Source organism: Microbulbifer mixtoriginis (SeqCode) (genome assembly GCF_052466865.1).
Window position 1 is genome coordinate 2,803,282 of record NZ_CP174293.1, and the last position, 12,189, is coordinate 2,815,470.

Sequence of the window (12,189 nt, forward strand, 5' to 3'; positions counted from 1 at the left end):
CTGATTTGCGAAATTTCCCGCAGCACCATGCATCTTTCAACTTTTGTCATTGATGCTGTTGGGCTTCAGAAAGATTGTTCTAGGAGTGAACCCTTTGATTTCCCTACAAGCCGTTGCTGCCCGTAGCAGCAAAGAAATGGGCAGTGCCTTTGATAGCCAACTTGGCACCCCACACAGCACCAAGCTCGGTACCCAAATTCTGATCCTCTCTGTCTTTGGAGGTGTGCTATGAGCCGCGCAAAAACGCTGAGCCTGGTTTCTTTCGTTTTTTTTCTGGCGGCGGCGGGCGCTGCCATCTATTGGAAGAAAACAGCTGGATTAGCGGTAACCGACCATATTGAGTTTATTCCTGCCGGCCCCTTCCAGATCGCTGTAACCGTAGATCCACTGCAGCCCCGCGCTGGTAAGAACCAGATTCGCATCGAAGTTAGGGACAAAGAAAACCGTCCAGTCAGCGGTGCCGAAGTTCGCGCAGTCGCGGAAATGCCCGCGATGGGTGCTATGCCAGCTATGCGCGCCCAGGCGGACATCAACGAGACCAGCCCTGGTATTTTTCAGGGGGAGATAGAGCTCGCGATGGTGGGCTCATGGCCCATGGTGGTAGATGTAGCTACCGGCCACGATCGCCACGTGGACCTGGCCTTTGATATGAGCACCAACCGCAAAGGTTTGCGCTTGAAATCTGCACCTGAGGCCTCGGATACCGCTTACTACACCTGTGCCATGCACCCGTCTGTACGAGCTGCACAGCCCGGCACCTGCCCTATCTGCGGTATGGACTTACAGCCGGTCAGTCATGATGAGCTACAAAGCGGCAGTATTGTGGTTGAAAGTGGTCGCCGTCAGGCTATCGGTATCAAAACCGGCACGGTTGAAAGACAGCCATTCGCCCTCCCCATTCACCTGCACGGTCAGGTGACTTACGACGAAACCCGCCTGCGGGATATCAGCCTGCGCTTCGATGGCTGGATTGGCGACCTGGATGCCGACTTTGAGGGCAAGGAAGTTAAACGCGGTGAAGTGCTGTTTTCTGTGTACAGCCCGGAGCTTCTGGCCGTTCAGGATGAATACCTAAAAGCGCGCCGCCGCGGCGATTCCCTGGAAAAAGCCGCACGCCGGCGCCTACTGCTCTGGGGACTCTCAGAGGAGCAAATCGATTGGCTGGTAGAGCAACAGAAAGCGCAAGACTATGTGCCGATATTCGCTCCGGCCAGTGGCGTGATTATTGAGAAAAATATTGTCGCGGGTTCGGCCTTTCAGAAGGGGGACAACCTGCTGCGTATTGCCGATCTGAGCCAGGTCTGGATAGAAGCCCACGCCTATGAGGACCAGCTGCCACTGCTGGAAAAAGGTATGCCGGCCAAGGTGCGGTTAACCAACGTCTACCACGAGGAAATTCCGGCAACCCTCACGCAGATCGACCCGTTTCTCAATCACAGTAACCGTAGTGCGCGACTGCGCGTAACCCTGCCCAATACCGACGGCGAGCTTCGCCCTGGGCTGTTCGCGGACATTATGTTAAGTGCCAAACTGGGGAATCTGCTAGTGGTTCCCAGGGATTCTGTGCTGATCTCCGGCAAGAAGCGCATCGTTTTCCGTGATCTGGGCCAGGGACGCCTGGAGCCGGTGCAAGTACGCACCGGTTACGGGGATAGTGAGCGCATTGTGATTCGCTCCGGACTGCAGGAAGGTGACAAAATCGTCACCTCTGGCGTGTTCCTGATCGCGGCAGAGAGCCGCCTGAAATCGGGGGTACAGCAGTGGTAAATACCGAACCCAAAGGGCTGATCGCCCGTATTATCGGGGCCTGCGCTGGCAAGCCGGGGATCACGCTGATCCTTGTGGCGATTGCCGCCCTGGCGGGATACCGGGCCCTAATCAGTGTTCCCCTGGATGCTATCCCGGATCTCTCCGATGCCCAGGTGATCGTCATGACAGACTGGCCCGGCCGCAGTCCAGACCTGGTGGAAGACCAAATCACCTATCCGCTTTCCACCGCCATGCTGGGGTTGCCCAAAGTCAAATATGTCCGCGGCCAGAGCTTTTTTGGGCTCAGTTTTGTCTACGCCATTTTTGAAGACGGCACCGATATTTACTGGGCCCGTTCACGGGTACTCGAATATCTCAACCAGGTAGCAGACCAACTCCCCGAGGATGTTCAGCCCACTCTGGGGCCAGACGCCACCGGAGTCGGCTGGGTATTTCAGTATGCGTTGGTGGATCGCAGCGGCAAGCAGGATCTGCAAGAACTGCGCGCACTACAGGATTTTAAATTGCGCTATTGGCTCACTTCTGTGGAGGGTGTGGCCGAAGTCGCGTCTATCGGTGGTTATGAGAAGGAATATCAAGTCCAAATCGATCCCCATCGATTACAGATGTTTAATGTTCCACTGGGCAAAGTGGTCGAAGCCATTCGCCGCAGTAACAACGACACCGGCGGGCGGGTATTAGAGATCGCCGGCCACGAGCATATGGTCCGTGGCCGCGGTTATATCCGCAGTGTTTCTGATCTGGAAGAAGTAGTCATTGGGGTAAACGCGGCAAAAATTCCCGTAACCCTGGATCAGGTTGCCGATATTACCTTGGGGCCGGCCATGCAGCGCGGCATTGCCGAGCTGGATGGTGAGGGGCAAACCGTCGGCGGTATTGTGGTAATGCGCTACGGTGAAAACGCCCTAAAGGTGATTGAAAGGGTTAAAGAGCGCATCGAACAGATTCGCGCTGGCTTGCCAGAGGGCGTTGAGCTGGTGGTGACTTATGATCGCTCAAAGCTGATTAACAGCGCGATCGACAACCTTAAAAACACCCTGATTGAAGAGATGTTAGTGGTCGCTGCTGTGATCGCTATTTTCCTGCTGCACGCACGCTCTGCTTTGGTCGCGGTGGTCACCCTGCCCATTGCTGTGTTGTTGGCTTTTATTCCACTTTCCCTACAAGGATTGACCGCCAATATTATGTCATTGGGGGGGATTGCTGTAGCCATTGGCGCCATGGTGGATGCCGCCGTGGTGATGGTGGATAACATCCATAAAAAGCTGGCAGCCAATGGCGATAAGGCATTGTCTACTGCTGAGCGAAGAAGGTTGGTTGTTCGGGCAATGCAGGAAGTGGGGCCGAGTATCTTCTTCTCCCTGATTATTATTACGGTTTCCTTCCTGCCGGTGTTTGCACTGGAAGCCACCGAGGGCCGTTTGTTCAAACCCCTCGCCTATACCAAAACCTACAGCATGGCCTTTGCCGCACTGCTGGCGATCACCCTGATCCCAGCTCTCGCCGTACTGTTGATGCGTGGCAAGATCCGCACCAAGGAAAACCCGGTCACCCGCGCCCTGGTTTTTACACTGCAACCGGTGATCCACTTTTGTGTGCGCCAGCGCAAAATGGTGGCGGCCCTCGCGGTAATCGCCCTGGTTTCCGTGGCCTATCCCATTAGTAAGTTGAGCGGTGAATTTATGCCGCCACTCAATGAGGGCAGCATCCTCTATATGCCCACTGCCCTGCCCGGTATGTCTGTGACCGAAGCGGGCAAAGTACTGCAGCAAATGGATGAAGAGCTAAAAACCTTCCCCGAGGTTGAGCATGTGTTCGGTAAAATTGGCCGCTCAAACAGTGCGACTGACTCTGCACCACTCTCCATGGTAGAGACTGTGATTACCCTGAAGCCCAAGGATGCATGGCGGCCCGGCATGACCTGGGATGACCTGCTAGCGGAGATGGATGAGAAACTGCAGTATCCCGGTATGCCGAATATCTGGTGGATGCCCATCCAAACCCGTACCGAAATGCTCGCCACCGGTATTCGCAGCCAGCTGGGTATCAAGGTGTTTGGCGATAACCTGGAAGAAATCGAACAAACCGCATTGGCTATTGAGGAAGCCCTGCGCAGCGATCAGCGCACCGCCGATGAAACCCGCAGTGTCTTTGCCGAGCGCCTCACCGGTGGCTACTTTTTGGACTTTGATATCGATCGCGCACGGGCCTCCCGCCACGGTTTAAATGTGCAGGATATCGAAGATGTGATTGCCGCGGCTGCCGGTGGCTTGGCTGCAACCCAGACAGTCGAGGGGCGCGAACGTTACGATGTGTTAGTGCGCTATGCCCGCGACTACCGGGATACCCCGGAACAGCTGGAGCAAATCCTGGTTCCCGCTTCAGATGGTTCCCAGGTGCCTCTCAACCAACTGGCTGATATGGACTTCCGCACTGGCCCGCCCATGATTCGCAATGAAGACGGGCAGTTAGTGGGATTAGTATTTGTCGACCTGAAAGGCGATGTAGGTGTTGCCGACTATGTGGGCCGTGCGAAACAGGTGGTCGCTGACCAAGTCAACTTGGTGCCCGGTCAGCGCATTGCCTGGGCTGGCCAGTATCAATACCTGGAGCGGGCCAAGTCCCGCCTGCAATGGCTGGTGCCCTTGACCTTACTAGCAGTTTGTTTCCTGCTTTACCTGCACCGCGGCAGGCTGTCTGACACCCTGTTTGTACTTACCGCTATGCCGATGGCACTGGTCGGGGCCTTCTGGTTGCTGTATCTGCTTGACTACAAACTCAGCGTCGCCGTATGGGTGGGCATGATCGCTATGGCCGGCCTTGCCGCAGAGATGGGGCTATTGATGCTGCACTATTTATCGGCTGCTGGAACCAATAAGCCGCAGCAAGACAATACCGCTGCAGTCGCACAAGCGGCAGCGGGCCGTATACGGCCAATGTTAATGACCAGCCTCACCTTGTTGATTTCATTGATTCCAGTCATGGTTTCCGATGGCACCGGCGCAGATGTCATGAAACGCATTGCCGCCCCCATGGTCGGCGGCACCCTCACGACATTGTTGTTTGTACTGTTGGTTATGCCCGGAGTGTTTTATCAGTGGAAGGCTCGTACAGATAAGGAAAGCTAGAAAAGCGGGGGCATTGGCTCAACTTGGCCCATTGCCCCATTGCCCCATTGCCCCATTGCCCCATTGCCCCACCGATTTTCTACTGATCATTTTTCATCAGCGTAAATTACCTATTTGTCAGCTGTGCACTGCTCTAAAGGCAGCGAGCAAATAGGTTTCCTCAGAGTTAACTGTTAAAATGCCAGGCAAGATTTGTATTGCCCAGATTGCAACATTGCAGTAATGACAAAAGCTAGAATGTGAAAATCACTTTCCTGGCTGGTTGAGTAATACGCGTATTTGACATTCAACGACTCCAGGATTTACCTTGACTGCCCCCTTTTCCGAACTCCCCTTGAAGCCAGCCCTGCTGAAAAACCTGGCGTCTCTCAACTACACATCAATGACCGAGGTTCAGGCCAAGACACTTCCGCTCATACTCGACGGCAAAGATGTCATTGCGCAGGCAAAAACCGGCTCCGGTAAAACGGCAGCCTTCGGTTTGGGGGTGCTGCAGCGGCTCAGTGTTGAGCGATTTCGGATTCAATCGCTGATTCTGTGCCCCACACGGGAACTTGCCGACCAGGTTGCACAGGAACTGCGCCGACTGGCCAGGGCAATACACAACATTAAGATTCTGACCCTGTGTGGCGGCATGCCGTTTGGCCCACAGATTGGCTCCCTCGCCCATGGAGCGCACATTATTGTTGGTACACCAGGGCGCATCGAAGAACACCTGCGCAAGGGAACCCTATCTTTAGAGCATGTCGACACACTCGTCTTTGACGAAGCCGACCGGATGCTCGATATGGGCTTTCAGGACGTTATTGATACCATTCTGGCGCAAGTGCCAGCTCGGCGACAGTCGTTACTGTTCAGCGCGACTTACCCGGATCAAATTGAACGGCTCAGTGCACGAGTTATGCAAAAGCCGGTGATGGTACGCATTGCGTCCGCGCACAGTGAGGATGTGATTGAACAACGCTTTTACAAAACTGAGAGTTTCGATGATCGCCTGGAGATGACCCGCCGCATTTTACTCAATGACAGGCCAGTCAATACCCTGATTTTCTGTAACACCAAGCGCGAGACCGATGACGTCGCCAGTGACCTAAAGCAGGCGGGATTCAACGTGCTGGCCCTGCATGGGGATATGGAGCAACGCCAGCGTAACGAAACCCTGATTCGCTTCGCCAATGGCAGCGCCTCGATTCTAGTGGCCACTGATGTAGCGGCGCGTGGCCTGGATATCGACAAACTGGATGCAGTAATCAACTTTCATATTGCCAAAGATCCGGAAGTACACACCCATCGCATCGGACGGACTGGCCGCGCCGGTGAACGCGGTTGCGCCTACTCCCTGTTTTCCGAGAAGGAAGGCCATAAACTACTGCGAATGGATCTGGCCCAAGACCCGCTATCCGACCCCGATACACCACCGCCTGCTGATATCCTGAGAGAGCCTCCATTTCAGGCGCCCATGGCCACCTTGCAAATTGATGGCGGCAAGAAACAAAAAGTCCGCCCCGGCGATATTCTGGGTGCATTAACCGGCGGCGATCGCCCCATCAACGGTAAAGATGTAGGCAAGATCAGCGTACTGGATCAAACCGCCTATATTGCTATTCAACGCAATGTGGCATCCCAAGCACTGAAAAAGATCGAAAACGGAAAGCTGAAGGGACGTAAATTCCGGGTGCGACGTATACGAGGCTAAGCTTTAAGGACCAATGAGTTGGGTCCGTATGGACCTAACTCCCTGAGCTGGGTATTAGCTTTAAGATGTGGCGTTAGGTTAGAAAGCCTATAAATACTTATAGTCCTAGCCTTTTTGGAGCTGTATCCATGTCCAAAATACTGATCCCCCTTGCAGATGGCGTTGAAGATATCGAGGCCATTGCTATCTACGACATTTTAAGTCGGACGGATGCGGAGCTAACACTAGCTTCTATTATGCCGAGTAATCGCATCACTACCCTACGAAATCTTGTTATCGAAGCGCCTTATCGTATAGAGGAGTGTTTAAATACCACTTGGAATTTAATAGCTCTGCCAGGAGGCAAGGAAGGTGCCGAGTGTATGCATAACTCGGAACCTCTAATGGAGCTTATCCGCGCACAAATCGAATCCAACCGTTGGTTAGGGGCAATTTGTACCGCCCCAGTAATCGTACTTGGCCGACATCGGTTAATTACCAATTTTAAAGCAACTTGCTACAAAGCTTTTCGTAGTGAGCTTAGTCAATATGTAAGGGAAGTCAGCGATCAGCGAGTGGTTGTTGACCGGAACTTAGTGACCAGCCAATCACCAGGAACCGCGATAGAGTTCGCACTTGCACTCGTAACCTGCTTGTTTGGGGAAGAGCGAACACACTCTATTGCTCACACTATGAATGTCTTATTACCAGGTAAGTAATCTAACATTCTCCTGACATTCAGTTTTTCAATCGAATTCCACGCTGCCGAGCTACTCGGACTCCGCTGAAACTAACAAATCAAAATCTGACTTTCGTAAACGCCTTTCTAGAAAACTCAAAAACAAATCTATTTTTTTTGAGCTATTACGCCTAACTTTATACAGAGCGCCAACTACCTGAACCTCTTGCTTTAAATTAGGAAATATCTCTATTAATTGACCGCATTTAATGGCTGGCTGACAGAAATAAGAAGGCAATATAGCAATACCATTGCCATTTATTGCCGCAGCGCGAATATGAGTGGTCTTGTTAGAAACAAGATTACCCTTAAACTGATAGAACTTGCCATTGAATAGCCACCCATCTTTCAAACCATTAAGCCTGGCCAACAAAATATTATGTTTTCCGAGTTCTTCGATTGAGTCTGGATGCCCTTTCTTTTTTAAATATTCAGGAGATGCCACAAAAATGGGGTGAATATGAAAAAGTGGCAACGCATAAAACTGGCTATCTGGTATTGCCGACCAAACACGGATGGCAATATCGATATCATCCTCAACCATATCCAAATGGTGAGGCGTAAAGATCAGTTCGAGATTAAAGTCTGGAAAGGTTTCTTGAAAGTCAATACATATCTGGCTAAAGACATTTTCCCCCAATGTTTCAGGGAAGGTTAAGCGCAATTTGCCCCGGTCCAAGGCCCCAATTTCAGCAACCCGATCTTCCAGGTCAGTAAAGGCATTGATTATCTGCTGCCCTTGCTGGTAAACAAGCCTCCCTGCATCGGTTACCGAGACCGATCTGGTTGTTCGGATCAATAGTACCTGGCCCAGCACCTGCTCCAATTGAGCCAAAGTCTTGCTCACAGTTGGCGTTGACAAGCCCAAATGGCTACCGGCTTTGCTTAGAGAGCCATGATCCACTACCGCACAAAAGACACTGATCAAGTGGTACTTATCATATTCCCGCCGCACCGACTATTTCCTTAAAGCTAATTATGACTTTCCGCTGATGATCTTTATTAAGATCGGCCAAATAGTAAACTTTAAACCCATACTAATCCACTCTGGAAATTAACCCATGAATCACTTAACTTGTCACTGCGGTGCTATTCATTACAAACTTTTCAATAGTTCAGCTTCCCCTAAGGCAGCTGGGGCAATAAGTTTTGTTGAGACTTCCAATCCAACACTCATTGAAGATGCCACAAAACAGCTTAGTACCTTTTCTTTTAAATCTGGACCAGTAAAAGAATATGGATTTTGTAGTCGGTGTGGTGCGGGTATATATCAAACAGATCGCCGTGGACAAACCCATCTCGTAATACATAGCCAGCAAAATTATCAAGCCGACTATAGTGGAATTCTGAGCTTTGGTTTTTAATTAGCCTTATCAATCCTTCAGACAGAAAATTAACTTAGTCCGTCACTCTCTAAGATTCGCTGTTGCATAAAGGTGTGCATGTAGTTAAACCTCATCGAATGGTTGATCACCCAGCTCCTCAAGAATGTGATTGAGAAAGCTGGTAATACGTGATGAAAGTGCGGTGTTACGGTAATACACCGCATTAATAGATTGTTTCATGTCTAAGGTTTCACTAGAGAATAGCTGCACCAATCGCCCAGCTTGGCGATCTCTCTTGGTCATAAAGTCTGATAAACATACGATTCCTGCGTCTGATAGTGCTAGTTGCCGTAAAGTCTCGCCACTAGATGAAGTAATCGTTGGCTTAATGTGCAGCATGTCCCCACTCTGCTCATACAGCGGCCATTTGTTGAGTGATTCGGGCTTTGTAAAGCCAAGCAAGGTGTGTTGGGCGAGTTGCTCCACATCCTCCGGGGTACCATGCTGTTGCAAGTAGCCAGGACTGGCTAGAATTCGAACTCTGCTAGAACCTATTGGCCGGGCATATAAGGTTGAGTCTTGGAGCTTACCGATACGAATAGCCACATCAGTGCGCTTCTCTATCAAATCGGTTATCCCCTCATTACTGTTTAGCTCAAGCTCTATCTGAGGGTATTTAGTTCGGAAGCTATTTACCATAGGTGCTATTACATGCAGCATAAATGGTGTGGCGGCGTCTATACGCAGAAGACCTGAGGGGTGCTTTTTGCGGGCCGCCATCTGCTCCTCTGCTTCTTCCACGGAAGCAAGAATATCCCGTGCATATTTGAGGAAAGCTTGTCCCTCCTCCGTTAATTCCAGACGCCTGGTAGTGCGCTGTAGCAATGTAGTTTGCAGTTTATTCTCCAAACGGGCTAATGCACGGCTAACCCCGGAGACAGTCTGCTCTAACCGTTCGGCAGCAGAAGTGATCGAAGCGGTATCTACCACAGTGGTAAATACCTGGAGCTCTTGAAGGGTAACCTGCATTGTTGACCTTAAATCAATAGTATATTGCCTTTATACGGCTTTTTCATCAAAAGCTATTACCCCACACTGACTCCATCGACCCACTACCGTCGGCTACTACAAACAGGCCATATCGCCATAGTAATCAGCTGCAGTTTTTATGCTAAGTACATTGGTAACGGGGCGTAACTGGCTAGTCAGGCATTTTTAACCGCCCGACCACTTAGTCAAAACCTCTTAAGTTAAGAATTTCATTGATGGGAGAAGCAAGTGAAGCTGAAAAATCTATTGCCCAGTAAGCTCGGATTTGGCACAGCACCTCTTGGCAATATGTTCCGCGAGATTCCGGATGCTGAAGCCTTAGCAACGGTACAGGCGGCCTGGAATAGCGGTATCAGGTATTTTGACAATGCGCCATTCTATGGAGCCGGTCTTGCAGAAATTCGTATGGGTGAGGCGTTGTCTAGCTTCCCACGCGAAGACTATGTTATCAGCACCAAAGTTGGCCGCTTAATTTTGGATGAAGTTGAAGATGTAGCGAACCGAGATATTCATGATAAGCGTGAGATTTTCAAGCATGGCCGCCCCAATAAGGTTGTTAATGACTACTCATACGATGCAACAATGCGCTCGATAGAAGGCAGCCTCAAGCGGTTAAAGACCGATCGTATTGAAATTGCATGGGTTCACGATGTTGCCCAGGATTTCTATGGTGACGAATGGCTTGGTATTTTTGAAAGCGCGCGGAAAGGTGCTTTCAGGGCTCTCGATAAACTGCGTGATGAAGGCGTAATACAAGCTTGGGGCCTGGGGGTAAACAGAGTGGAGCCGATTGAAATACTTCTTGATCTTGAAGAACCCCGCCCCGATGGCTTTTTACTCGCTGGCCGCTACAGCTTGCTGGATCACTCTCGAGCTCTCCAGAGAGTAATACCACAGATAATAGAACGCGACCTCGGCATCGTAGCTGGAGGCCCCTATAGCTCCGGAGCGCTAGTCGGAGGACCAAATTTTGAGTACGCGCCGGCATCAGACTCGATACTGCAAAAAGTTTCCAAATTCAAAGCGATTGGCGATAAGTACGGAGTTAGCACTAAGGCTATTGGTTTGCAATTTGTACTGGCTAATCCAGCCATTGCTGCGGTGATACCAGGTGCGAGCAAACCTAGTAGGATCAAAGAAGATGTTGAGGCTATGGAAACTAATATCCCTGATGCTCTATGGCAAGAATTGCGTCAAGAACATCTTGTCGATGACTCCGCTCCACTACCAAATGGAAGGTAAGGGTAAACATCACTAGCTATACAATATTAATCCCGGCCTATAAACATTATTGGTGGGATTATTAGGGAAATTTAACTTAATATTTAGTCGTTCGAACTTGATCTGACAGTAACCGGTTTTTTTAGAAGTTGCTCTGCCAGGTCAAGTTCAGTTTTCCGATCATTTACTATACGCAAGAATTTCTATAGTCAACTGACTGTAAAAATTTTAAACACAACGGATAGAAGCAAAATTTATACAAGCCTGTATGGCAACTTAATAAAGTTAAAATAATTATCAGAAATCCTTGTAACTTGGGAATTTCCAAATATAAAAAGTATTTACACTTTCAGAATCTCGCTACTTAATCTAAAAGAAGTTCCAAAACCTACTAGCGATTGGCCCCAGAGCACGTTCTCTATTGCGGATAATACATAAATCAAAACTACTAAATGCCTTGATGCCTTCGACATTGATTGGGACGAGTAAGCTCTTCTTCAACTCATCCTCTATAAAATGCCTAGGAATTCTCCCCCAACCAAGCCCAGCAAGAGTCAATTCTTTTTTTGTATGGTAATCATTAACAAGCCACCTGCGCCCAACTTCTAGCAAGCTAATATTTCCTTTGTTTCCCGAGTGGCCGGTATCCCTCACAACAATTTGCGGTAACTGTGCAGCTTCCAACTGTGAGACACTTTCCCCTGGGAAGACCCCAGGCGCCACTACATTCACAAGCTCAACCTCCCCTATTTTCTTCCATTCATGTTTACTCTCAACACCGTATAAAGTAGCGAATGCTAGATCAGCTTCATTATTATCGACACGTTCCATAACACCCGATAATAGTTCAGTACTAATACTGAAATCTGTATTGGGAAAAGACAACACTATGGGTTTGATCTGTTTTAATAAAGGAGATAGCTCAACAATACCGCTGATGACCACGGTGAATTTTGGCTCTATTCCCGCTCCAAGCTGGTGCCCCATTACGGAGAGCTGTTCAAGGCTCTGAATAACGCGCTTAGACTGCTTATAAAAAGCCTCCCCCTGCTTTGTAAGACTTGGACGATAGCTGTCCCTATGGAATAAGGGAAAGCCAAACTCTTCTTCCAACTTCTTAATTGCATTACTGATTGTCGGCTGGGTTTTGAAAATGGTCTTTGCCGCACCTCGAAAACTGCCCTGTTCAACTACAGCGATAAACATCTTGAGTTGTTCCTGGGTCATAACAAAACCTGATTCAACTGATTAATCATGTTGATACAAATATACCATTATCTA

10 protein-coding genes are annotated in these 12,189 nt (G+C 49.8%); 7 read left to right on the top strand and 3 right to left on the bottom strand.

Annotated elements, in window-relative coordinates; all coding sequences use genetic code 11:
- The first annotated feature begins 94 nt into the window (after positions 1-94).
- The 5 genes from ACJJJA_RS12695 (at position 95) to ACJJJA_RS12715 (ending at position 7,292) form a co-directional block, all read left to right on the top strand.
- Positions 95-232, top strand: a complete 138-nt coding sequence (locus ACJJJA_RS12695; protein ID WP_444904845.1) for a hypothetical protein — start codon at positions 95-97, stop codon at positions 230-232.
- Entirely contained in the window at positions 229-1,767 is a 1,539-nt protein-coding gene (locus ACJJJA_RS12700) for an efflux RND transporter periplasmic adaptor subunit (RefSeq protein ID WP_444904846.1), read from the top strand. Before ACJJJA_RS12695 ends, ACJJJA_RS12700 begins: the two co-directional genes overlap by 4 nt.
- Entirely contained in the window at positions 1,761-4,898 is a 3,138-nt protein-coding gene (locus ACJJJA_RS12705) for an efflux RND transporter permease subunit (RefSeq protein WP_444904847.1), read from the top strand. Before ACJJJA_RS12700 ends, ACJJJA_RS12705 begins: the two co-directional genes overlap by 7 nt.
- Positions 4,899-5,205: 307 nt before the next feature.
- Positions 5,206-6,594: an ATP-dependent RNA helicase DbpA gene (gene dbpA / locus ACJJJA_RS12710; RefSeq protein WP_444904848.1), complete on the top strand. Its 1,389-nt coding sequence runs from the start codon at positions 5,206-5,208 to the stop codon at positions 6,592-6,594.
- A gap of 128 nt (positions 6,595-6,722) precedes the next feature.
- A complete protein-coding gene (locus tag ACJJJA_RS12715) occupies positions 6,723-7,292 on the top strand; it encodes a DJ-1 family glyoxalase III (RefSeq protein ID WP_444904849.1) in 570 nt (189 codons plus the stop codon).
- A gap of 51 nt (positions 7,293-7,343) precedes the next feature.
- Here the strand turns inward: ACJJJA_RS12715 and ACJJJA_RS12720 are convergent, their stop codons facing one another.
- Positions 7,344-8,267: a LysR family transcriptional regulator gene (locus tag ACJJJA_RS12720; protein ID WP_444904850.1), complete on the bottom strand. Its 924-nt coding sequence runs from the start codon at positions 8,265-8,267 to the stop codon at positions 7,344-7,346.
- Between the two features lie 106 nt (positions 8,268-8,373).
- Here ACJJJA_RS12720 and ACJJJA_RS12725 point away from each other — a divergent pair, with 106 nt between their 5' ends.
- Complete coding sequence (locus ACJJJA_RS12725; RefSeq protein WP_444904851.1) at positions 8,374-8,676, top strand: GFA family protein; 303 nt, start codon at positions 8,374-8,376, stop codon at positions 8,674-8,676.
- An 84-nt stretch (positions 8,677-8,760) separates the two neighbouring features.
- On the opposite strand, the gene ACJJJA_RS12730 is transcribed toward ACJJJA_RS12725, so the two are convergent.
- A complete protein-coding gene (locus tag ACJJJA_RS12730; protein WP_444904852.1) occupies positions 8,761-9,666 on the bottom strand; it encodes a LysR substrate-binding domain-containing protein in 906 nt (301 codons plus the stop codon).
- Between the two features lie 249 nt (positions 9,667-9,915).
- Between ACJJJA_RS12730 and ACJJJA_RS12735 the strand changes: the two genes are divergently transcribed.
- The gene (locus tag ACJJJA_RS12735) at positions 9,916-10,929 is read left to right on the top strand and encodes an aldo/keto reductase (RefSeq protein WP_444904853.1); all 1,014 of its coding nucleotides are present in this window, start codon (positions 9,916-9,918) and stop codon (positions 10,927-10,929) included.
- 348 nt (positions 10,930-11,277) lie between these two features.
- Here the strand turns inward: ACJJJA_RS12735 and ACJJJA_RS12740 are convergent, their stop codons facing one another.
- The gene (locus tag ACJJJA_RS12740) at positions 11,278-12,135 is read right to left on the bottom strand and encodes a LysR family transcriptional regulator (RefSeq protein ID WP_444904854.1); all 858 of its coding nucleotides are present in this window, start codon (positions 12,133-12,135) and stop codon (positions 11,278-11,280) included.
- Positions 12,136-12,189 lie beyond the last annotated feature (54 nt).

Excerpts from the sequence above, each read along its gene's own strand:
- ACJJJA_RS12700 (WP_444904846.1), top strand. The coding sequence starts at position 229 with ATGAGCCGCGCAAAAACGCTGAGCCTGGTTTCTTTCGTTTTTTTTCTG.
- ACJJJA_RS12715 (WP_444904849.1), top strand. The coding sequence starts at position 6,723 with ATGTCCAAAATACTGATCCCCCTTGCAGATGGCGTTGAAGATATCGAG.
- ACJJJA_RS12725 (WP_444904851.1), top strand. The coding sequence starts at position 8,374 with ATGAATCACTTAACTTGTCACTGCGGTGCTATTCATTACAAACTTTTC.
- ACJJJA_RS12730 (WP_444904852.1), bottom strand. The coding sequence starts at position 9,666 with ATGCAGGTTACCCTTCAAGAGCTCCAGGTATTTACCACTGTGGTAGAT.
- ACJJJA_RS12740 (WP_444904854.1), bottom strand. The coding sequence starts at position 12,135 with ATGACCCAGGAACAACTCAAGATGTTTATCGCTGTAGTTGAACAGGGC.